Consider the following 25,935-nt stretch of genomic DNA (forward strand, 5'->3'; position numbering starts at 1 on the left):
AAGACCCAGAGAAGATCACTACTGTACAAGCTGCAATCGACTACGTTACTAGCCACCAGGCGTAATAGTTTGTAATCGTTGTTTGCTGTCATGGAAAAACCGCACTGCCATCATGGCGTGCGGTTTTTTCTTTAGGCCTGATGCAAAGTCGTCGTCATTTGAAAAAGGAGAGTGCTGTGTCGCGTAGACGCGTCGTAGTCACCGGTATGGGTATGTTGTCGCCACTGGGCACGGATGTGCCGAGCAGTTGGCAGGGCATTCTGGCTGGCCGCAGTGGCATTGGTCTGATCGAACACACCGACCTTTCTGCCTATTCCACCCGCTTTGGCGGCTCGGTAAAGGGCTTCAATGTCGAGGAATACCTGTCGGTCAAGGAAGCACGCAAGCTCGACCTGTTCATTCAGTACGGTCTCGCCGCCGGTTTTCAAGCCGTGCGCAACTCCGGTCTGGAAGTCACCGATGCCAACCGTGAACGCATTGGCGTGGCCATGGGTTCGGGTATCGGCGGTCTGACCAACATCGAAGAAACCAGCCGTACCCTGCATGAGACGGGCCCGCGTCGAATCTCCCCATTCTTCGTGCCAGGCTCGATCATCAATATGATTTCCGGTTTTCTGTCCATCCATCTGGGTGCACAGGGGCCTAACTACGCCATCGCCACTGCATGCACCACCGGTACGCACTGCATCGGCATGGCCGCGCGCAACATCATGTACGACGAAGCCGACGTGATGATTGCCGGCGGTGCCGAAATGGCCGCGTGCGGTCTGGGCATGGGCGGCTTCGGCGCGTCCCGTGCGCTGTCGACCCGCAACGACGAGCCAACCCGTGCCAGCCGTCCGTGGGACAAGGGCCGTGACGGTTTCGTCCTGTCCGACGGTGCCGGTGCACTGGTACTCGAAGAGCTGGAGCACGCCAAGGCACGCGGCGCGACCATCTACGCCGAGCTGATCGGGTTCGGCACCAGCGGCGATGCGTTCCACATGACTTCGCCACCTGCCGACGGCGCCGGTGCAGCACGCTGCATCACCAATGCGTTGCGCGACGCGAAGATCAACGTCGACCAAGTGCAGTACATCAACGCCCACGGCACCTCGACTCCGGCCGGCGACCTTGCCGAAGCCAACGCGATCAAGTCGGTGTTCGGTGAGCACGCCTACAAGCTGGCCGTCAGCTCGACCAAATCGATGACCGGCCACCTGTTGGGCGCGGCGGGCGCGGTTGAAGCGATCTTCAGCGTGCTGGCGATCAACAGCCAGGTGGCACCGCCGACCATCAACCTCGATGAGCCGGACGAAGGCTGCGATCTCGATTTCGTGCCGCACACTGCGCGCAACATGGACATCGATGTCGTGCTGTCCAACTCCTTCGGTTTTGGCGGCACTAACGGCACCCTGGCGTTCCGTCGGTTCGCAGGCTGATGGACTGCTGGGTCGACGGTCAACCGGCTGACGCTCTGTCGCTGAAAGATCGCGGCCTGGCTTACGGCGATGGTCTGTTCGAGACCATTGCTGTGCGTGGCGGCCAACCGATCCTGCTGGATCGGCATCTGACGCGACTGGCCGATGGCTGTTCGCGTCTGGCCATCGCCGCCGATATCGAGTTGATTCGCGATGAGCTGCTGAGCTATGCGGCAGCGATGGGCGAGGGCGTGCTCAAACTCATCCTCACCCGTGGCGACGGTTTGCGCGGTTATGCGCCCGATCCTGCGGCGCCGGGCCGACGCATTCTGCAAGGCAATTCACCGGCGGCTTATCCCGCCGTCCATGCTGAACAAGGCGTTCGCCTGTTTCCGTGCAGCACACGCTTGGCTATTCAGCCATTGCTTGCCGGACTCAAACACCTCAACCGACTCGAACAAGTGCTCGCCCGCGCCGAATGGCAGGACAGCGAGCATGCTGAAGGCTTAATGCTCGATCAGGCTGGTCGGGTCATTGAAGGGGCGTTCAGCAATGTGTTTCTGGTGCGTGACGGCGTGTTGATCACGCCCGATCTGAAACGCTGCGGTGTCGCCGGTGTGATGCGCGCCGAAATATTGTTTCAGGCCGAGTCATTGGCCATCCCCACGCAAATCGCCGACATCAGCCTCGAACAGCTGCAATGGGCTGATGAAGTGTTCCTCTGCAACAGTGTTTATGGCGTGTGGCCGGTACGCGCCTACGCTGCACTGAGCTGGCCGGTTGGCCCGCTCACCCGTAAACTGCAAACCATTGCCCGCGCGCTACTGGATGCCTGATTCGTGAGACGTAAACTTTTGCTGCTGCTGGAAACCGGACTGGTTCTGGCAGGGCTGTTGTTGGGCGCCAGCGCCTGGAAGATTCACTCCGCACTGGAACAACCCCTGAACATCACGCAGGAAGAGCTGCTGGATGTGCCGAAAGGCTCTACCCCCACCCGTACTTTCCTCGAACTCGAAACCGATGGCGTCATCAAGGACGCGTTCTGGCTACGGGTTTACTGGCGCTTCAACCTCGCCGGCACACCGATCCACAGCGGTGAATACCGCATGCAGCCGGGCATGACCGTTAACGGTCTGATCGATTCGTGGAAGCGTGGCGACGTGGTTCAGTACAGCCTGACCCTGGTCGAGGGCTGGAACTTCCATCAAGTGCGTGCTGCATTGGCCAAGGACGAGAAAATCGAGCAGACCCTGAGCGGTTTGAGCGACAGCGACGTGATGGCGAAGATCGGCCACAAAGGCCTGTTCCCGGAAGGGCGTTTCTTTCCTGACACCTATCGCTTCGTGCGCGGTATGACCGATGCCGAGTTGCTGAAAAAGTCCTTCGACCGTCTCGACGAAGTGCTGGCCAGCGAATGGGAAAAACGGGCGTCGGACGTGCCTTACCGAGAGCCGTATCAAGCGCTGATCATGGCTTCGCTGGTCGAAAAAGAAACCGGCGTCCCGCAAGAGCGTGGGCAGATTGCCGGGGTCTTCGTACGGCGGATGGCGCTGGGCATGCAGCTGCAGACCGACCCGACGGTGATCTACGGTTTGGGTGATCGCTACACCGGCAAGCTGACCCGCGCGCATTTGAAAGAGCCGACGCCTTACAACACCTATGTGATTCCCGGCCTGCCGCCGACGCCGATTGCGATGGTTGGACGTGAAGCGATTCATGCGGCGCTGAATCCGGTCGATGGCACCAGCCTGTACTTCGTCGCGCGTGGCGACGGCAGCCATGTGTTCTCGGATGATCTCGATGCGCATAACGCGGCGGTGCGAGAGTTTCAGCTCAAGCGTCGTGCGGATTATCGTTCCAGCCCGGCGCCTGTAGTTGCACCGGAATCTGCGCAAGATCCGATTCCTGCAGCATCACCGGACACGGCGCCGGAAGCGTTGCCGCAAGTTCCCGCCGAGGAACCTGCGCCAACCCCGGCACCGGACGCCGCTGCACCCTCCAACGCGCAATGACTTTGACTAAGGACTGCCTGTGACTGGCTTGTTTATTACTCTGGAAGGCCCGGAAGGCGCCGGCAAAAGTACCAACCGCGAATACCTCGCCGAGCGTTTGCGCGCCGCCGGTATCGAAGTGGTGCTGACCCGTGAGCCCGGCGGTACGCCACTGGCCGAGCGGATCCGCGATGTGCTGCTGGCCCCGGCCGACGAAGTCATGAACCCGGATGCCGAGCTGTTGCTGGTGTTCGCGGCGCGCGCTCAGCACCTGGCCGAAGTGATTCGTCCGGCGCTGGCCCGCGGTGCAGTGGTGCTGTGTGATCGTTTTACCGATTCGACGTACGCCTATCAGGGTGGTGGACGAGGTTTGTCGCTGGAGCGCATCGCCACGCTGGAGAACTTCGTGCAGGGCGATCTGCGTCCTGACCTGACCTTGATTTTCGATCTGCCGGTGGAAATCGGCTTGGCCCGCGCCAGCGCCCGTGGTCGTCTCGATCGTTTCGAGCTGGAAGGCCGGGCGTTTTTCGAGGCAGTGCGCAATGCGTTTCTGAAGCGCGCCGAAGCCGATCCTGCGCGCTATGTGCGCATCGACGCCGGCCAACCATTGGCCAAGGTTCAGCAATCGCTGGATACCTTGCTGCCGAACTTGCTGGAGCTGGCCCGTGGCTGAGGCCTATCCATGGCAGGACAGCCTCTGGCAGCAACTGGCCGGCCGCAAGCAACACGCGCACGCGTATTTGCTGCACGGCCCGGCCGGGATCGGCAAGCGCGCGCTGGCCGAGCGCTTGATGGCGAGCCTGCTGTGCCAGCGCCCGACCCCGGAAGCCTGCGGCGAGTGCAAATCCTGCATGCTGCTCAGGGCCGGCAGTCATCCGGATAATTACATCCTCGAACCGGAAGAGGCCGACAAGGCGATCAAAGTCGATCAGGTGCGTGATCTGGTCAGTTTCGTGGTGCAAACCGCGCAACTGGGTGGGCGCAAAGTGGTGCTGATCGAGCCGGTCGAGGCGATGAACATCAACGCCGCCAACGCTTTGCTGAAAAGCCTTGAAGAGCCTTCCGGCGATACTGTGTTGCTGTTGGTCAGCCATCAGACCAGCCGTTTGCTGGCGACTATCAAGAGTCGTTGCGTGCAACAGGCCTGTCCGCTGCCGAGCGAAGCGATGAGCCTGCAATGGCTGGCTCAGGCGCTGCCCGATTGTTCTGAAGATGAGCGTGTCGAACTGCTGACGCTGGCGGCCGGTTCGCCGTTGATGGCGGTCAGTCTGCAATCTCAGGGTGTGCGTGAACAGCGCGCGCAAGTGGTCGAAGGCGTGAAGAAGTTGCTCAAACAGCAGCAATCGCCGACGCAACTGGCCGAAGAGTGGAAAAGCATTCCGATGCTGCGCCTGTTCGACTGGTTCTGCGACTGGTCGAGCCTGATCCTGCGCTATCAACTGACTCAGGATGAAGCGGGCCTCGGCCTGACCGATATGCGTAAAGTTGTGCAGTACCTCGCGCAGAAAAGTGCGCAGGGCAAAGTCCTCGAGATTCAGGACTGGATTCTCGCGCAGCGGCAGAAAGTCATGAGCAAGGCCAACCTCAATCCGGCGTTGCTGCTGGAGGCATTGTTGGTGCAATGGGCGGGATTGCCTGGCCAAAGATAAGAATGTGTACCTAGACTCTGAACATCAGCAGTGGAGGTCAACATGAATGAACCCGTCAGCCCGGGGCCGCGTAACGGCATCTTGTCCCTGACCATCAAGGACAAGTCGGTGCTTTACGCCGCCTACATGCCGTTCATCAAGAACGGCGGTCTGTTCATCCCGACCAACAAGAGCTACAAGTTGGGCGACGAGGTGTTCATGCTGCTGAACCTGATGGACGAGGCGGAGAAGATTCCGGTGGCCGGCAAGGTCGCCTGGATCACGCCCAAAGGTGCGCAGGGCAATCGCGCCGCCGGTGTCGGCGTGCAGTTTAATGATGGCGACAACACCGCGCGCAGTCGCATCGAAACCCATCTGGCCGGAGCCCTCAAGTCCGACCGTCCCACTCATACGATGTAAGTAGCCGTCCTTTTTATGCTCGTAGATTCCCATTGTCACCTTGATCGCCTCGACCTCGCCGCCCATGACGGTTCGCTGGATGCCGCACTCGATGCCGCCCGGCAGCGCGGGGTAGGGCACTTTCTGTGCATCGCCGTCAGCGCCGACAACGCTGCCGACGTCAAAGCCCTTGCTGAGCGTTACGACGACGTCGATTGCTCGGTCGGCGTGCATCCGCTGGATGTGCAGCCGGGCGCTGCGCCTGCGCTGGATTGGCTGCTGCACGAACTCAATCACCCGAAAGTGGTGGCGATCGGCGAAACCGGTCTGGACTATCACTACGAGCCGGAAGCCGCTGAATTGCAGCAGGAGTCGTTTCGTCTGCACCTGCAAGCGGCGCAGCAAACGGGCAAACCGGTGATCATCCACACCCGTGGCGCGCGGGCCGATACTCTTGAACTGCTGCGCGAAGCGGCGTTGCCTCAGGCCGGTGTGCTGCATTGCTTCACCGAAGACTGGGACATGGCCAAGGCTGCGCTGGACATGGGTTATTACATTTCTCTGTCGGGGATCGTCACCTTTCGCAATGCCGATGCGTTGCGCGATGTCGCGAGCAAAGTCCCGGCGGATCGCTTGCTGGTGGAAACCGACTCGCCGTACCTGGCGCCGATCCCGTATCGCGGCAAGCCAAACCTGCCGCAATACGTGCGTGAAGTGGCGGAATTCCTTGCGATGCTGCGCGGTGAGAACTACGAGCGGTTTGCCGAGCAGACCACCGAAAACTTCAAACGCCTGTTCCCGCTGGCCTCCGTTAAATCTGCCGTGTAGGAGCTGCCGCAGGCTGCGATCTTTTGATCTTGATTTTGACAGGCAAGGGCAAAAGATCGCAGCCTGCGGCAGCTCCTACAGGTGTGATGTTCGGGTAGCTGGGGTAAAGGTCAAATCGCAGGCAAAAAAAACCCGGGTTCTGGGGGGTGAATCCGGGTTAAGACCATTAGGAGTAAAACAAAGGCACGCGGTCCGTTGGTACCTTTATCGGCGCGACACTTGGGGGAGATGTCGCCCGACAGTTCAAGTATTGATCAGTCTGGCGTGCAGTCCAGTGAGCCGGTCGGGGTTTTTAAACAAATTTGGAATACGTTTGCTTCAGTTGAGTTCTCATTGCGTCCAAAACGTTCTCAAAATGAACAAGAAACGCAGATATGGTCGGATGATCCGTGCATTTTTGCGCAAGTTAGGCATAATACGCGGCTTCGAATTTTGACCCTTCAGACCTTTTCTTATGCACAAAGAACCTCGTAAGGTCCGTGAGTTTCGTCGCCGCGAGCAAGAAATTCTCGATACCGCGCTCAAGCTGTTCCTCGACCAAGGTGAAGACAGTGTCACCGTCGAGATGATTGCTGATGCCGTCGGTATCGGCAAAGGCACGATCTACAAGCACTTCAAATCCAAGGCGGAAATCTACCTGCGCCTGATGCTCGATTACGAGCGCGATTTGAACGAGCTGCTGCATTCGGCCGACGTCGACAAGGACAAGGAAGCGCTGTCCCGCGCCTACTTCGAATTCCGCATGCGCGACCCGCAGCGCTATCGCCTGTTCGATCGCCTCGAAGAGAAGGTGGTCAAGGGCAATCAAGTGCCGGAAATGGTCGAAGAGCTGCACAAGATCCGTGCCTCGAACTTCGAACGTCTGACCCTGTTGATCAAGGGCCGTATCAGCGAAGGCAAACTCGAAGACGTGCCGCCGTACTTCCACTACTGCGCATCCTGGGCGCTGGTGCACGGCGCGGTGGCGCTGTATCACTCGCCGTTCTGGAGCAATGTGCTGGAAGATCAGGAAGGTTTCTTCCAGTTCCTGATGGACATCGGCGTGCGCATGGGCAACAAGCGCAAGCGCGACCCGGAAACCCCAAGCAGCTGAGCCATTCAGCCGCCTTATTGCGCCATGATTTCGCTACATGTCGCAGTACCGCAGGAATATACTCAGGCATAGGGCTTGCTAAAACTTGATTTGTGAGTCAAGTTTTAGCGGCTCGAAATTTTTCCGCCGGAGTGATCATGATCGTTGACCGTCAAGGCAGGCGTTTTCGCAATTTGCGCATCAGCCTGACCTCAGCCTGCAATTACGCGTGTACCTACTGCGTGCCCAACGGCAAGCGGCTGGTGGCTGCGCAGGATGAACTGTCGGCCGAAGCCATGGCGCGCGGTGTTGAATACCTGATCGAGGCGGCTGGCATCGAGCGCTTGCGCATCACCGGTGGCGAGCCGCTGGTCAGCCCGAAACTCGAATCGTTCATGACCGCCGTCGGCAAGATGGGCCTGGAAGACATCAGTCTGACCACCAACGGCCAACTTCTCGCCAAGAAACTCCCACTGCTGGTCGATGCCGGTATACGCCGGATCAACGTGTCCCTCGATACCCTCGACGCCGGTGCCTTCCGCAGCATCGCCCGCGGCGGCGATCTGGCCACCGTGCTTGATGGCATGGATCAAGCCGCCGCCGCGGGGATGAAGATCAAGGTCAATATGGTGCCGTTGCGCGGGCAGAACCTTGATCAAGTGATGCCGCTGCTTGATTACTGTCTGCAACGAGGTTTCGAACTGCGCTTTATCGAATTGATGCGCATGGGCCACTTGGCCAAAGACTCCAATGCGTTTCTGCAACAGTTCGTCAGCCTTGAGCAATTGCTCAGCCTGATCGGCGAGCGCTACGAGTATGCGCAGACTGATGCGCCGATCGATGCCACCGCTGTGCGCTATGCGATTCCTGGCCTGGGCAACTTCGGCGTGATTGCCAACGAAAGCGTGCCGTTCTGTCGGACATGCTCGCGCTTGCGACTGTCGTCGACGGGTTGGCTGCATGGCTGCCTGTCGTCGAGCAACCGCCACTATGTCGGTGATCTGCTTGATAAGCCGCGTCATCAGGCGTTGCCAGCGCTGCAGCGTTTGTTGGTCAAGGCGTTGGGCGACAAGCAGGAAGTGGCGTTCTCTGGCGGTGCAACCGTCATGAAGATTATCGGCGGCTGATACTCCCTATTCGCGGGCAAGCCTTGCTCCTACAGGATCGCGTAAATCTGTAGGAGCAAGGCTTGCCCGCGAAAGCATTCTATAAATCAACGAAGATCCCGAGCTGGCGCAAAAGCTGCATCCAACGGCCATTCGCCGGTTTTCCGTCACCGGCCTCTGGAGGAATAGGATGCGTAGCCTGGTTTTGCTGCTGGCCGTTTTGGCGCTTGGCGGCTGTATGACTGTCAGCGATATGGCCGAAGGCACTCGCTACCAGATGAGCGACGCCGGTTTGCTCGATCACAGCGACAGCCGTCGCGTGAACAACTTCCGCATTCAGCCTGATTCGTTCATCTACATCGCCCAAGGCGCGTTCGCCCCGCCGGGCGGTTCTTACCCGCGTCCGAACGTGGTCGCCGAGGAAGCCTTCAAGGGTTTCGTCGAATACTTCCCGATGGTGCGCCGCGCTCGCGCTCCGGAAGGCCTTGATCAGGCGATGGGTGAGGCTCGCGATGCCGGTGCTCATTACCTGCTGTACACGCGTTTCGCCAAGGCTGATGACCGCATTGGTAACTCTGATGAGTGGCTTGATGAAGAAGCGGTCGACCGTCTCGGCATTGACGGTGGCGTGATTCAGATCATGTTGATCGAGACCAGCACCCAGTATTTGATTGATACTGCACGCATCAAAAGTCGTGGCGGTTTACTGACGTTCCACGACAATAAACCCGAAGACCTCATTGGCCCGCCGCTGGCACAGTACGCGCGCAGCCTGTTGGGGATCGGCGACCAATAAATTAAAGGAGAACGCCATGAGTGGCCCGCAAAAAGCCAATGACCTGTTGGGACAAATTCCCAAAACCAAAGGCTTGCCGCCGGTGCACTTGTGGAACCCGGACTTCTGCGGCGACATCGACATGCGCATCGCCCGCGACGGCACCTGGTATTACCTGGGCACGCCGATCGGGCGTAAGCCGATGGTCAAACTGTTCTCGACGATCATGCGCCGCGATGGCGATGATTATTTCCTGATTACTCCGGTCGAGAAGGTCGGGATCAAGGTCGACGACGCGCCGTTTGTGGCGATTGCCGTTGAGGTGGAAGGCGAGGGTGAGGCGCAGCTTTTGCGTTTTACCACCAACGTGGATGAGACGGCTGAGGCCGGGCCTAAGCATCCGATCCGCGTCGAGATTGATCCGACGACGCAAGAGCCTGCGCCTTATGTGCATGTGCGTACCAATCTTGAGGCGTTGATTCACCGCAATGTGTTCTACCAAATGGTGGAATTGGCGGTCAGCCGCGAAATCGATGGCCAGCGCTGGCTGGGCGTGTGGAGCGGCGGCGAGTTCTTTCGCATCGGCCTCGAACCCTGAGACACACATCCCCCCTGTAGGAGTGAGCCTGCTCGCGATAGCGGTTGATCAGTCAATCCTTGTGGTGACTGACACTCCGCAATCGCGAGCAGGCTCACTCCTACAGGGGATTGTGTTGACACCCAATCATATGATGATTAGCTTTATCACCCATCGCACTCCGCTTTGAGGTGTTCATGTCCAGCAGCTTCCACGCATCCACGGTTGACTGGCTCGGCAGCTGGATCGCCGCCGGCCAGGTAAAACCTGGGCAGACCATCAAGGTCGAGGCGGATCTGGGTGAGCAGCTCGGCGTCAGTCGCACCGTGATCCGCGAAGCAATCAAAACCCTCGTCGCCAAAGGCATGCTCGAAGTCGGGCCGAAAGTTGGCACCCGCGTGCTGCCAGTTCGGCGCTGGAATCTGTTCGATCCGCAAGTCGTCGGTTGGCTGTCGCGCAACGGCTTGCCGGAAAACTTCGTCGATGACCTGCTTGATCTGCGCCGCACCATCGAACCGATGGCCGTACGCTGGGCCTGCGAACGCGCCACCTTCGAACAGATCGAAGCCGTTCAACTGGCCTACAACGCCCTCGAACGCGCGGTCGACAGCGGCATCGATTACAACCGCGCCGATCAGGTCTTTCACGAATGCATCCTCGCGGCCAGTCACAATCAATTCATTGAACAAATGGTGCCGGCGCTCGGCGCGTTGTTGGCGGTGTCGTTTGAAGTGTCTGCCGCCGATCCCGATGAACTGCGCCGCACATTACCGATCCACAAAGACATGGCCGACGCCATCGCTGCCCGGGATTCCGCACGAGGTGTGTGGGCGTGCATGACTTTGATCGATAACGCCGACCTGGCGATCAAACGTTTTTACCCGAAAGTCATGGCCGACAAAAAAGCCAGCTGAACACACAGAAATCCCCTGTAGGAGTGAGCCTGCTCGCGATAGCGGTGAATCAGTCGCATTGAAGTCAACTGACACGACGCGATCGCGAGCAGGCTCACTCCTACAGAAAATCATAAGAACAATAGAGGAATGGATATGCCGTGCACCGCCCTGACCCAACACCGCGCCCAACTCGGTGAAGGCCCGTTCTGGGACGCGCCGACCCAGGCGTTGTACTGGGTCGACATCGCCGGCAAACAGGCCCTGCGCCTGATCGGCCAGAACGTACAAATCTGGCAAATGCCCGAGCACGTTTCCGCGTTCATCCCCTGTGCCAGCGGCGATGCGCTGGTCACGCTCAGCAGCGGCGTCTATCGCCTCGATCTCGATTCCCCTGGCCTCGAACCGCACCTGACCCTGTTCTGCGTCGCCGACCCGCAACCGGGCAATCGGCCCAATGAAGCGCGTTGCGATGGCCAAGGCCGTTTGTGGCTCGGTACCATGCAAAACAACATCGGCGAAAATGGCGAAGACCTGCCGATCACTCGCCGCTCCGGTGGCCTGTTCCGCGTCGATGCGGATCAACGCGTCACGCCATTGCTGCGCGGTTTGGGCATTCCCAACACGCTGCTGTGGAGTGACGACGGCACCACAGTTCTGTTCGGCGACAGCATGGACAGCACGCTCCATCGCTATTTCATTCAAACGGACGGCCATCTCGGTGCCGCCGAAACCTGGTACGGCCCCGACCAACAGGGCGGCCCGGACGGTTCGGCGATGGACGCCGAAGGTTACGTGTGGAATGCCCGTTGGGATGGCAGTTGCCTGCTGCGCCTGACGCCTGAAGGCAAAGTCGAGCGCAAAATCGAGTTGCCTGTCAGCCGCCCGACCAGTTGCGTGTTCGGTGGCGATGACCTGAAAACCCTGTACATCACCAGCGCCCAGAGCCCGCACAAGCATCCTCTGGACGGTGCAGTGCTGTCGATGCGCGTTGATGTGCCGGGAAAACTCTGTACGCGCTTTGCTGGTTAAATCCCAAAATATGGGATGCAAAATTATATATTGAGATTATTTGGCCGACGGGTTTATAGTCGGCTCCAGCAGTAACACGCACTCACACTTAAAAAGAACAAAACAGGTGAAGTGATGCAGCGAATCTCCATCGCACTCCCACGCGGAGTCCGCGTCTCGCAACGGCCCCATGCCGTCAGCGACGCCTGCCTGTTTTGTTTCAAACGCCTTCCGAACCGGACATCTTCAGCTGTCCGGTTTTTTTGTGCTTGCGAAACAGGAGTCGAGATCCATGGCTGAACCCCTTTCCCTGCCGCCGGTGCCTGCACCGCCGAAGGGCGAGCGTCTGAAAGACAAAGTGGTCTTGCTGACCGGCGCTGCGCAAGGCATCGGTGAAGCGATCGTTGCTGCATTTGCCTCGCAGCAAGCGAAACTGCTGATCAGCGATATTCAGGCCGAAAAGGTTGAGAAGGTTGCCGCCCACTGGCGCGAGCAGGGCTGTGACGTGCAGGCGCTCAAGGCCGATGTGTCGCGCCAGCACGATCTGCACGCGATGGCCAAACGCGCCGTTGAATTGCACGGTCGTATCGACGTGCTGGTCAACTGCGCCGGGGTCAACGTGTTCCGCGATCCGCTGGAAATGACCGACGAAGACTGGCATCGCTGCTTCGCCATCGACCTCGATGGTGCCTGGTTCGGCTGCAAAGCCGTGCTGCCGCAGATGATCGAGCAGGGCGTTGGCAGCATCATCAACATCGCCTCGACCCATTCCAGCCACATCATTCCCGGCTGCTTCCCGTACCCGGTGGCCAAACATGGTTTGCTCGGCCTGACCCGCGCCCTCGGCATCGAATACGCGGCGAAAGGCATTCGCGTCAACGCCATCGCGCCGGGCTACATCGAAACCCAATTGAATGTTGATTACTGGAACGGTTTCGCCGATCCGCACGCCGAACGTCAGCGCGCCTTCGATCTGCACCCGCCGAAACGTATTGGTCAGCCGCTGGAAGTGGCGATGACTGCGGTGTTTCTGGCCAGTGATGAAGCACCGTTTATCAACGCGTCATGCATCACCATCGATGGTGGCCGCTCGGTGATGTACCACGACTGAGCGCAGCGGCTTTCACGCGGATAAATCCGGGTGAAATCCAATCATCATACGATATGACTATTTTCAACAGGCTTTGCAGGAACACGCTTTAACGCTTTTCAAACATTGCTCAAAAAAAATAACAAGGAGTCAGCTTATGAAACGTCGTTTCGGGATTCGTACCCTGTGCACTACCGCCCTGGCGGTCACTGCATTCAGCCTGAGCAGTTCGCTGCTCGCTGCCGACACCGTGAAAATCGGTTTTCTGGTCAAGCAGGCTGAAGAGCCGTGGTTCCAGACCGAGTGGGCTTTCGCCGAGAAAGCCGCCAAGGACAAGGGCTTTGAACTGATCAAGATTGCTGTGCCGGATGGCGAGAAAACCCTCTCGGCCATCGACAGCCTCGCCGCCAACGGTGCCAAGGGCTTCGTGATCTGCCCGCCGGACGTGTCGCTCGGCCCGGCGATCATGGCCAAAGCCAAACTCAACGACCTGAAAGTGATTGCCGTCGACGACCGTTTTGTCGACGCCAACGGCAAGTTCATGGAAGACGTGCCGTACCTCGGCATGGCCGCGTTCGAAGTCGGCCAGAAGCAGGGCAACGCGATGGTCGCCGAAGCGAAGAAGCGTAACTGGGACTGGAAAGACACCTACGCGGTGGTCAACACCTACAACGAACTCGACACCGGCAAGAAGCGCACCGACGGCTCGGTGAAATCCCTTGAAGACGCCGGCATGCCGAAGGATCACATCCTCTTCGCCGCGCTGAAAACCCTCGACGTACCGGGCAGCATGGACGCCACCAACTCGGCGCTGGTGAAACTGCCGAGCGCGGCGAAAAACCTGATCATCGGCGGCATGAACGACAACACCGTGCTCGGCGGCGTGCGCGCCACTGAAGCGGCCGGTTTTGCCGCGACCAATGTGATCGGCATCGGCATCAACGGCACCGACGCCATCGGCGAATTGAAAAAGCCTAACAGCGGCTTCTTCGGTTCGATGCTGCCAAGCCCGCACATCGAAGGCTACAAAACCGCCGAGATGATGTACGAGTGGGTCACCACCGGCAAAGAACCGCCGAAGTACACCGCCATGGACGACGTCACCCTGATCACCCGCGAGAACTTCAAGCAAGAGCTGGAAAAAATCGGCTTGTGGAACTGATGCAGCGACGGCCCGGGCAGCCGGGCCGTTTTTCGGTGTGAAGAGGTGGCTTTATGCACGCGCAAGTACAGACACAACAACACAGCTCCAGCGGCAGCCTGCGCTTCAACGGGATCGGTAAAACCTTTCCCGGTGTGAAGGCGCTGGACGCCATCAGCTTCGTCGCGCATCCGGGGCAGGTTCATGCCTTGATGGGCGAGAACGGCGCTGGCAAATCGACCCTGCTGAAAATTCTCGGGGGCGCTTACATCCCGAGCAGCGGCGAGTTGCAGATCGGCGAGCAGACCATGGCGTTCAGGTCGACCGCTGACAGCATCGGCAGCGGCGTCGCGGTGATTCACCAAGAGCTGCATCTGGTGCCGGAAATGACCGTCGCCGAAAACCTGTTTCTCGGCCACCTGCCGGCCAGTTTCGGTTTGATCAATCGCGGCGCGCTGCGTCAGCAAGCGTTGAATTGCCTCAAAGGCCTGGCCGACGAAATCGATCCGCAGACCAAGGTCGGACGCCTGTCCCTCGGCCAGCGGCAACTGGTGGAAATCGCCAAAGCCCTGTCACGCGGCGCGCATGTCATCGCCTTCGACGAACCGACCAGCAGCCTCTCGGCCCGTGAGATCGATCGCTTGATGGCGATCATTGGTCGTCTGCGCGACGAGGGCAAAGTCGTGCTCTATGTCTCCCATCGGATGGAAGAAGTGTTCCGTATCTGCGACGCGGTCACGGTGTTCAAGGACGGCCGCTACGTGCGCACCTTCGAGGACATGAGCCAGCTGACCCACGATCAACTGGTGACCTGCATGGTCGGTCGCGACATTCAGGACATCTACGATTATCGCCATCGTCCACGCGGCGCTGTCGCGCTGAAGGTCGACGGTTTACTCGGTCCGGGTCTGCGTGAGCCGATCAGTTTCGAGGCGCACAAAGGTGAAATTCTTGGCCTGTTCGGATTGGTCGGGGCAGGGCGCACCGAGCTGTTTCGCTTGCTCAGCGGCCTTGAACGCAACACCGCCGGACGCCTCGAACTGCGCGGTCACGAATTGAAACTGCGCTCACCGCGCGACGCGATTGCCGCCGGGATTTTGCTCTGCCCGGAGGATCGTAAAAAGGAAGGCATCATCCCGCTGGCCAGCGTCGCCGAGAACATCAACATCAGTGCACGCGGTGCCCATTCGGGGTTCGGCTGCCTGATTCGCGGTCTGTGGGAAAAGGGCAACGCCGACAAACAGATCAAAGCGCTGAAAGTGAAAACGCCGCACGCCGGTCAGCAGATCAAATTCCTTTCCGGCGGCAATCAGCAGAAAGCCATTCTTGGCCGCTGGCTGTCGATGCCGATGAAAGTTCTGCTGCTCGACGAACCAACGCGCGGCATCGACATCGGCGCCAAAGCGGAGATCTACCAGATCATCCACAACCTCGCTGCCGAGGGCATTTCGGTGATCGTGGTGTCCAGCGACCTGATGGAAGTGATGGGCATTTCCGACCGCATTCTGGTGCTCTGCGAAGGCGCCCTGCGCGGCGAAATCAGCCGTGACCAGGCCAATGAATCCAACCTGCTGCAACTGGCTTTGCCGCGCCACCGCGCTGACGGCGTGGCGAACTGAGAGGTGACTATGATGACAACCCAAAACGAAACCCTGCCCAAAGAGCGCAAACCGCTGGACATGCGCCGCTTCCTTGATGACTGGGTCATGTTGCTGGCGGCGGTGGGCATTTTCGTTGCCTGTACGCTGCTGATCGACAACTTCCTTTCGCCGCTGAACATGCGTGGCCTGGGCCTGGCGATTTCCACCACCGGGATCGCGGCGTGCACGATGTTGTACTGCCTGGCGTCGGGGCATTTCGACTTGTCGGTGGGCTCGGTGATTGCCTGCGCCGGCGTGGTCGCGGCAGTGGTGATGCGCGACACCAACAGCGTGTTTCTCGGTGTCAGTGCAGCGTTGGTGATGGGCCTGATTGTCGGACTGATCAACGGGATTGTGATCGCCAAGTTGCGCGTCAATGCGTTGATCACGACGTTGGCGACCATGCAGATTGTTCGCGGTCTGGCGTACATTTTTGCCAATGGCAAAGCGGTGGGCGTGTCGCAGGAATCGTTCTTCGTGTTTGGTAATGGCCAGTTGTTTGGCGTGCCGGTGCCGATCCTGATCACGATTGTGTGCTTTCTGTTTTTCGGCTGGCTGCTGAATTACACCACCTACGGGCGCAACACTATGGCCATCGGTGGCAACCAGGAAGCGGCGCTGTTGGCGGGCGTGAACGTTGATCGCACCAAGATCATTATCTTTGCCGTGCATGGCGTGATTGGTGCGCTGGCGGGGGTGATTCTGGCGTCGCGGATGACCTCGGGGCAGCCGATGATTGGTCAGGGGTTTGAGCTGACGGTGATCTCGGCTTGCGTGTTGGGCGGGGTGTCGCTGAGCGGCGGGATTGGCATGATTCGGCATGTGATTGCCGGGGTGTTGATTTTGGCGATCATCGAGAATGCGATGAACTTGAAGAATATTGATACCTTCTACCAGTACGTGATTCGCGGGTCGATTCTGCTGCTGGCCGTCGTCATCGACCGCCTCAAACAACGCTAAGATCAAGAGCCCCTCACCCCAGCCCTCTCCCAGAGGGAGAGGGGGAAAGGGAGCAGATATCCTGGCTGTTCAAAACCTGAGTTCGACTCGATATTTCAGGTCGATCTAAGTAGAACAAACACCTCGATCAGTCCCCTCTCCCTCCGGGAGAGGGCTAGGGTGAGGGTGCTTTTGACCTTCAACCTTCCGTCACTTCCCCTAAATTTCCCTTGCTCGCCCGAACCCGTTTCGGTTATCACTTTGTACATGATTAGACAGGTACGATTTGACAAGAAACAACGGGTGGTCGACGAGCTCGTCCGGCGCATCGAAAGCGGCCTCATGGAGGACGGCTTTCTGTTGCCCGGCGAGCATCAGTTGGCTCAAGAATTCAAAGTCAGCCGAGGCACGCTGCGCGAAGCGCTGGCCGAACTGAAGCGGCGCAAGTACATCGCTACGCAAAGCGGGGTCGGTTCGATCGTCACCTTCGACGGTGTCGCCCTCGACCAGCGCAGCGGTTGGGCGCAGGCGCTGGCCGACAGCGGCGCGATGATCAATACCGAAGTGTTGCGTCTGGAAGCCGTGACCCGGCCCGATCTGCTTGCGCGTTTTGGCACTGACCAATTCATCACCCTCGACCGTCGTCGCCGTTCCACCGAAGGCACGCTGGTGTCCCTTGAACGTTCTTTGATGCCGGCCACCGGCGGCCTGGAAAGCCTGCCGCGCGTCGGTCTGATCGACAATTCCCTGACCATCACCCTGGCGGCCTATGGCTACGTCGGCGAGCGCGGCGATCAATGGATCGGCGCCGAACCGCTGAATGCCGTCGACGCTGAACTGCTCGGTCGCGCGGAAGGCACGGTGTTCCTCAAAGCCCTGCGCACCACTTACGACCGGCAGAACCGTTTTATGGAGCTGGTCGAAAGCCTGCTCGACCCGGTGCATTTCCGTCTGCACCTGCAATTTGGAGAAGCAAAATGACCCCGCTCAACCGTGCCCTCGGCGCTTTCTATGGTCTGGCCCTCGGCGACGCGCTGGGCATGCCGACGCAATCGCTGAACCGCGAAACCATCAAGGCGCGCTTCGGCCAGATCACCGATCTGCAAGATGCCGGGCCACTGCAACCCATCGCCGCGAACATGCCTAAAGGCTCAATCACTGACGACACCGAACAGGCGATTCTGGTCGGCGAATTGTTGGTCGAAGGCAACGGCCACATCAAACCGGCGATCCTCGCGCAACGCCTGATCGAGTGGGAAGCCGCGATGCAGGCCAAGGGCTCGCAGGACTTGCTCGGCCCGTCGACCAAACGCGCGATCGAAATGATCCTCGCCGGCCACTCGCCGGAAGACGCCGGGCGTTACGGCACCACCAATGGTGCAGCGATGCGCATCACACCGGTCGGCATCGCGGCGGATGTCGCCAATCCTGAGCGTTTTATCGCCGCCGTGGTGCAGGCCTGCCAGGTCACTCACAACACCACGCTGGGAATTTCCAGTGCGGCGGCGGTGGCGGCGGTGGTGTCTGCGGGTATCAACGGCATGGATCTGGGCGAGGCGTTGAACCTCGGTCAGCAAATCGCTCAGCAAGCGGAAGCGCACGGTCACTGGGTTGCCGGTGGGCGTATCGCTTCGCGCATCAGTTGGGCGCGCAGCATCAGCGTCGACAGTGACAACGCGTTGCTGGCCGATCTGCTCTACGACGTGATCGGTACATCGGTGGCGTCGCAGGAGTCGGTGGTGGTCTCGTTTGCACTGGCGCAGCAAGTGGCCGTCGGTGAGATGAGCGCGTTTGCTGCGCTGTGCATGGCCGCCAGTCTCGGTGGCGACACCGATACCATCGCGGCGATTCTTGGGGCGATGCTTGGGGCCTGCCTGGGTCTTGAGAGTTGGCCTGTCGAGATGATCGAGACAGTGAAAACCGTCAACGATCTGGAGCTGGAACCCCTTGTGAAAGGACTCCTCACTCTTCGCTGAGGACACCCATGTGTAGGAGTTGCCGAAGGCTGCGATCTGTTGATCTTCAGCAGTCTTCAGGCCGCCCCGAAATCGAGATCAAAAGATCGCAGCCTGCGGCAGCTCCTACAAGGAGAGGTGCAGGTATTGAATTGCCCATAAACACAAGAATGGCAAACAGGAGCATTTTTCATGAGTTCATCAAACGCCGGGCAAAGCGCCGGGCAACTGGAAACCCGCGGCATCGAGCCGGTGCCGGAAGCCGAGTGCAACGGTCATCCGCTGCAACTGTTCTGGGTCTGGTTCGCCGCCAACATTTCCATCCTCGGTCTGCCGCTGGGCGCCACGCTGGTCGCGTTTCGCGGGTTGGCGATCTGGCAAGCCATCATCGTCGCAATCATCGGTGCTGCCGGCTCGTTTGCCGTGGTCGGGATCATCTCGATTGCCGGTCGCCGTGGCCGTGCGCCGAGCCTGACCCTGTCACGCGCAATTTTCGGCGTACGCGGCAATATCGGCCCGACGCTGGTCTCGCTGATGTCGCGTCTGGGCTGGGAAACGGTCAACACCACCACCGCGGCATTCGTGCTGTTGTCGCTGTGTTCGATCCTGTTTGGCTCGCCGGTTGAAGCGAAAAGCGCTCCGGTACTGACGCTGATTTTCATCGCCATTTTCGTCCTGCTGACCTTGTCGGTTTCCGGCCTCGGTCACGCGACGTTGCTGGTGATTCAGAAGTGGGCGACCTACGTGTTCGGCGCGCTGAACATTCTCGTCGGCGGCTTCCTCTGCGCCACCATCGACTGGAGCGCGGTGTTCAACGCCACGCCGGCACCGATGAGCGCAATGATCATCGGCATCGGCACCATGGCTGCCGGCACCGGCATCGGTTGGGCCAACGCCGGCGCTGACATGTCGCGCTATCAACATCGCAGCGTCAAAGCCGTACGCTTGGTCGCGTCGGCAGCATTCGGCGCAGGCATTCCGCTGGTGTTGTTGATCACCCTCGGCGGCTTGCTCTCGGTGGGCAACAACGACCTGGCTTCGGCGACTGACCCGATCGTGGCGATCCGCGACATGCTGCCAACGTGGATGGCCGTGCCTTACCTGATCACCGCATTCGGTGGCCTGCTGCTGTCGAACAACCTGTCGGTGTACTCCGCCGGTTTGACCACGCTGACCCTCGGTCTGAAGGTCAAGCGCGTCTACGCCGTGGTGGTCGATATCGTTGCGATTTTCGCCGGTTCGATTTACTTCATGCTGATAGCTGACAGCTTCTACGGCCCGTTTATCACCTTCATCTCTTTGCTGGCAGTGCCGATCACCGCGTGGGTCGGGATCTTCATCGTTGACCTGATTCACCGTCACTACTACAGCCCGACAGACTTGCTCGACGTCAGCCCGCGCAGCGCCTACTGGTACAACGGCGGCATCGAGTGGCGTGCGTTCGGCGCGTGGGCGATTGCCATCGTACTCGGCTTCAGCTTCACCACCATCGGCACCACCGCTGAAAATGTCTGGTTCAAAGGCTTCCTGTCCGACTCGTGGCTGGGCCACAACGGCCTCGGCTGGATCGTGACCTTCGTGGTCGCCGGTGGCATTTACTTCGTCCTCGGCGGGGCGAAAGATCGCCGCGCCGCGCCAACCGAGAATGCTCATGCCTAAGATGCTGCACACCGGCCAGGTCATCATCGACCTGGTCATGGCCGTGGATAAACTGCCGCAGATTGGCGGCGACGTGCTCGCGCAGTCAGCCGGTTTCGAGGCCGGCGGCGGCTTCAACGTGATGGCCGCGGCGGTACGTAATGGCTTGCCGGTGGTGTACCTCGGTCGCCATGGCACCGGGCGTTTCGGCGATCTGGCGCGGGACGCGATGACTGTCGAAGGCATTCATATCGGCATCAAAGAACGTGCGCAGCGCGACACCGGTCTGTGCGTGGCGCTGACTGATTCTTCCGCGGAGCGCAGTTTCATTTCCTACATTGGCGCTGAAGGTGACGTGACCGAGGACGATCTGAATAGCGTTGCAGCCGAGGCGGGCGATTACGTTTATCTCAGCGGTTACAGCTTGCTTCACGAAGGCAAGGCGCAGGCGTTGCTCGACTGGACGCTGGCGTTGCCGGGCTCGGTCAACGTCGTCTTCGATCCGGGCCCGCTGGTAGAATCGCCGGATTCGCCGATGATGCAGGCGCTGCTGCCACGCATTGATGTGTGGACGAGCAACAGTGTTGAAGCGCTGCGGTTTACCGGCGCTGAAGACATTGCGCTGGCGCTGGATCGGCTGGCTGAGCATCTGCCCAAAGAGGTGTTGATGGTGGTGCGCGACGGGCCGCAGGGTTGCTGGATTCATCAGGCTGACGAGCGTCGGCATGTGCCGGGGTTTACTGTGAAAGCGGTGGACAGCAATGGCGCTGGCGATGCGCATGCCGGGGTGTTTGTTGCCGGGTTGGCGCAGGGTTTGAGCGCGCATGAAGCGGCACGACGGGCGAATGCGGCGGCGGCCATTGCGGTGACACGCTGGGGGCCGGCGACCTCGCCGGGGACGGCTGAGGTGGATGCGTTTATCCGCGAGTCTGGCGGTGCTTGATAGATAGCTTTCGCGAGCAAGCCCGCTCCCACAGGGGAATTTGTGATCGACATGAATCGCCTGTAGGAGCTGCCGAAGGCTGCGATCTTTTGAACTTGAAAGCGGCAAAAGATCGCAGCCTGCGGCAGCTCCTACAGGGGATGTGTCAACTGGCCTTGCGCAGCGCCTCGATCAACTGCTGCTTACGCATCGAAGACCGCCCCGGAATTTTCTTGGCCCGGGCCTCCTTCATCAAACTATCAACCGTCTGCGCATCCCGCGAAGCCGTGCTGTTACGCGAATGTCCCTCGCGACTGGCCACTGCTCGTCGCGACGAATCTTTGCGATCTTCAGACTTGGCACTCGCCGGTTTCTTGCGCCCGGAACCGCCGGCCTTGTCGCCGCCGCCCGATTGTTTGTTCACCGTCGCCCAGGCTCGCGCTTCGGCTTCATCCTTCGGCACGCCCTTATTTTCGTAGCTGTCTTCGATGTGCTCGGCTTTGCGCTTTTGCTCGGCGGTGTATTTTTCTTTGCTTCCACGAGGCATGGGATTTCTCCTTGCATCCGTAGATGAATTGCCATGTAGGAGCTGCCGAAGGCTGCGATCTGTTGATCTTGAAAATCAAAAGATCGCAGCCTGCGGCAGCTCCTACATAATTTACGATCACACGATCACACGATCACACGATCAAACGATCACACGATCACATTGCTCAGCTATCGAGCTTACGCGCCGCTTCAACCCCGGCCGCGCTGAGCTTGATCGGCAGGTTCAGCGAATGTTCGCCGGCTTCGTTGCAGGTCACATGGCCGTGGTGAATCAGTCCGCGATCCTGCAAAGCGGCGAGGGCGCCGGCCACGACTTTCTCGCCCCGGTAATTGTCCAGCACCTCCTTGCCCAGACCACTCGGGTGGGCGTGCAGCAGACGGGTGAGGACTTCTTTTTCCAGGTTTTTATCGACGTTCATGGTTACCTCTTCATTGGATTGAATAGGACGCTCGCGTCGGCGAACTACTGACCGGAGCCTTCGGAACCGGAACCACCCGTGGTGGATTTAGAGCCGACGCCGGGGCCCGCGTTGTCGGGCATGCCGGGGGCGTCGGGGGTGTTCATGCCGCCCTGACGACCCGGGTCACTGCCCTGCGTGCGCGGATCAGTGCCGGTGGCCGGCGGCTGATTGATCAACGGCACGCCCGAACCATCGGTGTTCATGCCGGGAGCACTGTTGATGGCGGGGGCGCGAGGCGGGGTCGGGTCGGTAGGGCCGGTGCCTGCCGCAGTGGCGGATGCGGCGAACACCGCAGGGCAGAGCAGGGCGCTGAATACGAAAGCGGTCAACCTTGACGAGATCATAGGGCTTCTCCAGTGATTGGAATCCTTACCTGTCGTTGGTCTGCCCTGTGATCGGATTGGTGCCTGATGAACGACGAACGGTCTAAATCGCCTCCACCGTTTTTACGTTGAGTCGGCGCCAGAGCAGCCGCCCCAGTGTGATCAACCAGTTGATCAAAGCCACCGCCAATACCGTCAGCAACAACGTCGCCATGCCGTGTTCAACGATGATTTTCCCGGCCAGCAATGGAAAACCAAACACGCCGATAAAATACGAAAGGCTGAACAGCAGCAGCGCTTGTGAAGTGGTACCCGTCGGTGCTTCGTTCGCCGCGAGTCCGTTGATCACTGAATAGGTCAGACCATAACCAACGCCGAGCGTCAGCGCCGCCAGCAGATAGGTGAACCCGCTGTGCACTCCAAACGCGAAGAGCACGATCGAGCCAAGCATCAGCCCCGATAACAGGCACGACGCGCGCAGCGGATCACGCTTGACCACGTAACCGGCGATCAACATCCGGCTGCTGATGGCCGCACTCATGAAGCCGAGGAAGAACAGCGAATAATCCAGCGAGCGTGCCGCCGCATAACTGGTCTGAAAACTCGACAATCCGCCAAACACACAGCCGCCGAGCCCAACCATGATGATCGGAAACACGGCGCGCGAGCTGAGCACTTGGCGGGTCGCTTGCCAACTGATTCTCGCGGCAGAGGTGGGTTGCGTGCTTTTCAATCGAGCGCCGAGACGCCAGAACAGCAGCACGCCGATCAGGCTCGCCAACGCCGCCAGATAAAACGCCGACGTCACCGGCAACCCCAGCGCACTGGCTGCGCGCCCGAGTAACGGGCCGCTGCCGATGCCGGTCATCATGCTGCCGGAGAGCAGCGCGAAGTACTTGGCCCGCTGCGCCGGGGACACCAGGCTGGCGACGATGATCGGCCCCAACGTGTAGAAAACACCCCAGCCCAACCCCAGCAGCAAACCGAAAAACAACAGCAAATGCCCGAACCCCGGCGTCATCGCAAAACCCAGACTCGCCGCGACCAGCAACAGCCCGAACAGCGCAATCGACCGCGCCGCGCCGAGCATGTCCGACAAATGCCCGGACACCAGCACCGCGACAAACGTACTGAGCATCGCCGCCGAAATTACGCTGCCCGCATCGTGTTCATTACCGCCGCGTGAACCGATCAACAGCGACAGCAAAAACGTCGAGCCATACGACAGCGACAACAGATAACTGGCGAGGCAGAACAGGCCGAACAACTTGCCTGACACCTGGGGCGTTGCTTGCGACATGACGCGGTTCCTTGACCGGGAAAATTGAGCGTCATCTGTTTAACACGTCGGGCCTGTGGGTTAGGTGCGCGGTTGGCGAAGTCAGGTTCAGCACAGGCCGGAGTAACCATTCAGACGATGCCGATTTCTTCCATGAATTGCTCCATGAAACCCTTCAGACGTTGATGACGTATCTGCGCCAGACGCTGGCCGGCGACAGTCTGGAAACCGTCGGCGAGGTGCAGCAGTTTGGTCTGGAAGTGGTCGAGGCAAAAACGCTTGTCGTCGTAGTCGCGATGTTTCGCCTGCGGATCTTGCGGGTCATACAGCGCCGACCCCATGCGCCCGGCGATATAAAACGTGCGGGCGACGCCGAGCATGCCCAGCGAATCGAGGCGGTCAGCGTCCTGGACGATCTTCGCTTCGAGGGTGAGCGGGGTGATGTTGGCGGAGAAGCTATGCGCTTCGATGGCGTGGGCGACGCTGGCGATTTTATCGCTGGGCCAGTTCTGTTCGGCGAGCACTGACGACGCTTTTTCTGCGGCCAGGCGCGAGGCTTGTGAACGCAGCGGCGAGTTCTTTTCGACGGCCACGCAATCGTGCAGCAGCACGGCCGCGAGCAAGACCTCGAGATCGCCACCTTCTGCTTCATGCAAGGTGCGCACGTTGTGCCAGACCCGCTGCAAATGCGCGAGGTCGTGCGCGCCGTCGTCGGATATTTCCAGAGCGTGGGGCAGTAACCCGGCGGCGAGTGAAATCAGTGGTGCAAAAGCAGCATCGTTCATAAGCATCCTTACTGGCTGTCGTAGATTCTCAGTTGATGATACTTCTGTGGTGAGGGGATTTATCCCCGACGGGTTGCGAAGCAGCCCCTTTTTTTGGGGGCGCTGCGCACCCCATCGGGGATAAATCCCCTCACCACAAGGTTCTCTACCAGGTTTGGAGTGTGACGAGCAGCGCCCACGGCCTTAGTATGGCGTTTTCCTTTTCCGACAAGGCCCGTCCATGACGATCGAAATCCGCCCGGCGACCCCCAGCGATGCCCCGCAAATCCTCGCCTTCATCACTGAACTCGCCGATTTCGAAAAGGCCCGCCACGAAGTCATCGCCAGCGTCGCCGACATCGAACGCAGCCTGTTCGGCGAAGGCGCCACCGCGCACGGTCTGATCTGCCTGCGCGACGGCTTGCCAATCGGTTTCGCCGTGTTCTTCTTCAGCTACTCGACCTGGCTCGGCAGCAACTGCCTGTACCTCGAAGACCTCTACATCACCCCCGAACAACGCGGCGGCGGCGCCGGCAAAACCCTGCTGCGCCACCTGGCAAAAATCGCCTGCGACAACGACTGCGGCCGCTTCGAATGGAGCGTCCTCGACTGGAACACGCCAGCGATCGACTTCTACAAATCCCTCGGTGCGCAACCGCAGGAAGAGTGGGTGAGGTATCGCATGGACGGCAAGGTGTTGCGCGAATTCGCTGAAGGCTGAACGTCAATAAGAGCTATACGCTGCTAATTTGATTGTCGGCACTGCTCTAGTCCTGCATTCTACGCGCGCATTTTTGCGCGCTCATGGATGACACCTGCAATGCCTCTGGCACCCTTTCTCCACGCCCGTGGAGCCTTCGCCGCGTCAATGAGTGACCGGCCGATGTGTCAGCTACGGGCGTCGATGCTTTATTTAGCAAACAACAATGTTGGTCGACCTCTGCAAACTGCCGCCACCTCGATCGGCTTGAGTACTGTCGCGTCTTGTTCGTCCCAGTCGACAACTGCAATCGATATCCGTAGCCGCACCCGAAATCTTTGAAGCAAGGAGCTTTGAATTGAGTGGTAAACCTGCTGCCCGCGTCACCGACCCTACCGCCTGCCCATTGCCAGGCCATGGCACCAACCCAATCGTTACCGGCTCGCCGAATGTTTTCTTCGACGGCCTCGCCGCCGCGCGCATGACCGATACATCGGCGTGTGGCAGCCCGATTACCGGAGCTGTGTCCGGTACGGTATTTATCAACGGCTTAAATGCCGCCACGCTAGACAGCACCGGCGGGCACGGCAATGTCGTGATCGGTGGCTCGGGCACAGTAATCATCGGCCAGAGTGGCGGCGGTGCGGCGTTTACCGGGTTACTGCCGATGCCGGTGCATTTCAATGACCGGATGCAGATCGTTGATGAACACAGCGGTGAACCGCTTTCCTATATTGCCTATGTCATCGAACGGGCGGATGGAGCGTTGGAACGAGGCGTAACTGACGCCGGAGGGCATACTCATACGGTCAGTTCGCACCTCAAAGAAACCATCAAACTGTACGTGGAGTAAC

Annotated in this window: 28 protein-coding genes; 23 read left to right on the forward strand and 5 right to left on the reverse strand. The window is 59.7% G+C overall.

The window, feature by feature from the left end:
* Window positions 1–176 precede the first annotated feature (176 nt).
* The 21 genes from fabF (at window position 177) to ACIOMO_RS20755 (ending at window position 21,026) form a co-directional block, all read left to right on the forward strand.
* Window positions 177–1,421 (forward strand): beta-ketoacyl-ACP synthase II, encoded by a 1,245-nt coding sequence (fabF, locus tag ACIOMO_RS20655; RefSeq protein WP_053122604.1) that lies wholly within the window; start codon window positions 177–179, stop codon window positions 1,419–1,421.
* Window positions 1,421–2,236 carry an aminodeoxychorismate lyase gene (gene pabC / locus ACIOMO_RS20660; RefSeq protein WP_401243277.1) on the forward strand — a complete coding sequence of 272 codons (816 nt, stop codon included), beginning with the start codon at window positions 1,421–1,423 and terminating at the stop codon, window positions 2,234–2,236. Before fabF ends, pabC begins: the two co-directional genes overlap by 1 nt.
* 3 nt (window positions 2,237–2,239) lie before the next feature.
* Window positions 2,240–3,412, forward strand: a complete 1,173-nt coding sequence (gene mltG, locus ACIOMO_RS20665) for an endolytic transglycosylase MltG (RefSeq protein ID WP_401243280.1) — start codon at window positions 2,240–2,242, stop codon at window positions 3,410–3,412.
* 19 nt (window positions 3,413–3,431) lie between these two features.
* Window positions 3,432–4,064: a dTMP kinase gene (tmk, locus tag ACIOMO_RS20670; RefSeq protein WP_053122595.1), complete on the forward strand. Its 633-nt coding sequence runs from the start codon at window positions 3,432–3,434 to the stop codon at window positions 4,062–4,064.
* The gene (locus ACIOMO_RS20675) at window positions 4,057–5,040 is read left to right on the forward strand and encodes a DNA polymerase III subunit delta' (protein WP_282355209.1); all 984 of its coding nucleotides are present in this window, start codon (window positions 4,057–4,059) and stop codon (window positions 5,038–5,040) included. Before tmk ends, ACIOMO_RS20675 begins: the two co-directional genes overlap by 8 nt.
* A gap of 42 nt (window positions 5,041–5,082) precedes the next feature.
* Window positions 5,083–5,439, forward strand: a complete 357-nt coding sequence (locus ACIOMO_RS20680; protein WP_007950801.1) for a PilZ domain-containing protein — start codon at window positions 5,083–5,085, stop codon at window positions 5,437–5,439.
* A gap of 15 nt (window positions 5,440–5,454) precedes the next feature.
* On the forward strand, window positions 5,455–6,246 hold the full coding sequence (locus tag ACIOMO_RS20685; RefSeq protein ID WP_401243285.1) for a TatD family hydrolase: 792 nt from the start codon (window positions 5,455–5,457) through the stop codon (window positions 6,244–6,246).
* A gap of 454 nt (window positions 6,247–6,700) precedes the next feature.
* Window positions 6,701–7,339 carry a TetR/AcrR family transcriptional regulator gene (locus ACIOMO_RS20690; RefSeq protein WP_007908276.1) on the forward strand — a complete coding sequence of 213 codons (639 nt, stop codon included), beginning with the start codon at window positions 6,701–6,703 and terminating at the stop codon, window positions 7,337–7,339.
* 137 nt (window positions 7,340–7,476) lie between these two features.
* Window positions 7,477–8,445, forward strand: a complete 969-nt coding sequence (locus ACIOMO_RS20695; RefSeq protein ID WP_159811500.1) for a GTP 3',8-cyclase MoaA — start codon at window positions 7,477–7,479, stop codon at window positions 8,443–8,445.
* Window positions 8,446–8,614: 169 nt separating this feature from the next.
* The gene (locus ACIOMO_RS20700) at window positions 8,615–9,220 is read left to right on the forward strand and encodes a DUF4823 domain-containing protein (RefSeq protein WP_053122582.1); all 606 of its coding nucleotides are present in this window, start codon (window positions 8,615–8,617) and stop codon (window positions 9,218–9,220) included.
* A gap of 16 nt (window positions 9,221–9,236) precedes the next feature.
* Window positions 9,237–9,797 (forward strand): DUF1285 domain-containing protein, encoded by a 561-nt coding sequence (locus ACIOMO_RS20705; RefSeq protein ID WP_401243289.1) that lies wholly within the window; start codon window positions 9,237–9,239, stop codon window positions 9,795–9,797.
* Between the two features lie 176 nt (window positions 9,798–9,973).
* Window positions 9,974–10,690 (forward strand): FadR/GntR family transcriptional regulator, encoded by a 717-nt coding sequence (locus ACIOMO_RS20710; protein WP_053122577.1) that lies wholly within the window; start codon window positions 9,974–9,976, stop codon window positions 10,688–10,690.
* A gap of 135 nt (window positions 10,691–10,825) precedes the next feature.
* A complete protein-coding gene (locus ACIOMO_RS20715; RefSeq protein ID WP_401243292.1) occupies window positions 10,826–11,701 on the forward strand; it encodes an SMP-30/gluconolactonase/LRE family protein in 876 nt (291 codons plus the stop codon).
* A gap of 271 nt (window positions 11,702–11,972) precedes the next feature.
* Window positions 11,973–12,791: an SDR family oxidoreductase gene (locus tag ACIOMO_RS20720; protein ID WP_159811504.1), complete on the forward strand. Its 819-nt coding sequence runs from the start codon at window positions 11,973–11,975 to the stop codon at window positions 12,789–12,791.
* Between the two features lie 136 nt (window positions 12,792–12,927).
* Window positions 12,928–13,932, forward strand: a complete 1,005-nt coding sequence (locus tag ACIOMO_RS20725; RefSeq protein ID WP_008087257.1) for a substrate-binding domain-containing protein — start codon at window positions 12,928–12,930, stop codon at window positions 13,930–13,932.
* A gap of 53 nt (window positions 13,933–13,985) precedes the next feature.
* Complete coding sequence (araG, locus tag ACIOMO_RS20730; RefSeq protein ID WP_401243296.1) at window positions 13,986–15,530, forward strand: L-arabinose ABC transporter ATP-binding protein AraG; 1,545 nt, start codon at window positions 13,986–13,988, stop codon at window positions 15,528–15,530.
* Between the two features lie 12 nt (window positions 15,531–15,542).
* Entirely contained in the window at window positions 15,543–16,511 is a 969-nt protein-coding gene (araH, locus tag ACIOMO_RS20735) for an L-arabinose ABC transporter permease AraH (protein WP_026000669.1), read from the forward strand.
* 246 nt (window positions 16,512–16,757) lie between these two features.
* The gene (locus ACIOMO_RS20740; protein WP_212543778.1) at window positions 16,758–17,471 is read left to right on the forward strand and encodes a GntR family transcriptional regulator; all 714 of its coding nucleotides are present in this window, start codon (window positions 16,758–16,760) and stop codon (window positions 17,469–17,471) included.
* Complete coding sequence (locus ACIOMO_RS20745; protein WP_401243299.1) at window positions 17,468–18,466, forward strand: ADP-ribosylglycohydrolase family protein; 999 nt, start codon at window positions 17,468–17,470, stop codon at window positions 18,464–18,466. Before ACIOMO_RS20740 ends, ACIOMO_RS20745 begins: the two co-directional genes overlap by 4 nt.
* A 171-nt stretch (window positions 18,467–18,637) precedes the next feature.
* Window positions 18,638–20,104, forward strand: a complete 1,467-nt coding sequence (locus ACIOMO_RS20750; RefSeq protein ID WP_053122564.1) for a cytosine permease — start codon at window positions 18,638–18,640, stop codon at window positions 20,102–20,104.
* Window positions 20,097–21,026 carry a PfkB family carbohydrate kinase gene (locus ACIOMO_RS20755; protein ID WP_401243302.1) on the forward strand — a complete coding sequence of 310 codons (930 nt, stop codon included), beginning with the start codon at window positions 20,097–20,099 and terminating at the stop codon, window positions 21,024–21,026. Before ACIOMO_RS20750 ends, ACIOMO_RS20755 begins: the two co-directional genes overlap by 8 nt.
* Before the next feature lie 145 nt (window positions 21,027–21,171).
* Here ACIOMO_RS20755 and ACIOMO_RS20760 read toward each other — a convergent pair whose 3' ends face one another.
* From ACIOMO_RS20760 to ACIOMO_RS20780, 5 genes are all read right to left on the reverse strand, one after another.
* Window positions 21,172–21,552, reverse strand: a complete 381-nt coding sequence (locus ACIOMO_RS20760; RefSeq protein WP_400753762.1) for a Rho termination factor N-terminal domain-containing protein — start codon at window positions 21,550–21,552, stop codon at window positions 21,172–21,174.
* Between the two features lie 166 nt (window positions 21,553–21,718).
* Window positions 21,719–21,973, reverse strand: coding sequence for a hypothetical protein (locus tag ACIOMO_RS20765; protein WP_053122559.1), 255 nt, complete (start codon window positions 21,971–21,973; stop codon window positions 21,719–21,721).
* 44 nt (window positions 21,974–22,017) lie between these two features.
* The gene (locus ACIOMO_RS20770) at window positions 22,018–22,359 is read right to left on the reverse strand and encodes a hypothetical protein (RefSeq protein WP_053122557.1); all 342 of its coding nucleotides are present in this window, start codon (window positions 22,357–22,359) and stop codon (window positions 22,018–22,020) included.
* Between the two features lie 82 nt (window positions 22,360–22,441).
* Entirely contained in the window at window positions 22,442–23,638 is a 1,197-nt protein-coding gene (locus ACIOMO_RS20775) for an MFS transporter (protein ID WP_401243307.1), read from the reverse strand.
* A 110-nt stretch (window positions 23,639–23,748) separates the two neighbouring features.
* Window positions 23,749–24,402, reverse strand: coding sequence for an HD domain-containing protein (locus ACIOMO_RS20780; RefSeq protein ID WP_282358457.1), 654 nt, complete (start codon window positions 24,400–24,402; stop codon window positions 23,749–23,751).
* A gap of 220 nt (window positions 24,403–24,622) precedes the next feature.
* Here ACIOMO_RS20780 and ACIOMO_RS20785 point away from each other — a divergent pair, with 220 nt between their 5' ends.
* Together ACIOMO_RS20785 and ACIOMO_RS20790 are read left to right on the forward strand one after the other, a co-directional pair.
* On the forward strand, window positions 24,623–25,102 hold the full coding sequence (locus tag ACIOMO_RS20785) for a GNAT family N-acetyltransferase (RefSeq protein ID WP_053122551.1): 480 nt from the start codon (window positions 24,623–24,625) through the stop codon (window positions 25,100–25,102).
* A 337-nt stretch (window positions 25,103–25,439) separates the two neighbouring features.
* The gene (locus ACIOMO_RS20790; protein WP_053122549.1) at window positions 25,440–25,934 is read left to right on the forward strand and encodes a PAAR domain-containing protein; all 495 of its coding nucleotides are present in this window, start codon (window positions 25,440–25,442) and stop codon (window positions 25,932–25,934) included.
* The last annotated feature ends 1 nt before the right edge of the window (window position 25,935 follow it).

The organism is Pseudomonas sp. NPDC087804 (assembly GCF_044742965.1).
In the GTDB taxonomy this organism is placed as follows: domain Bacteria; phylum Pseudomonadota; class Gammaproteobacteria; order Pseudomonadales; family Pseudomonadaceae; genus Aquipseudomonas; species Aquipseudomonas rustica.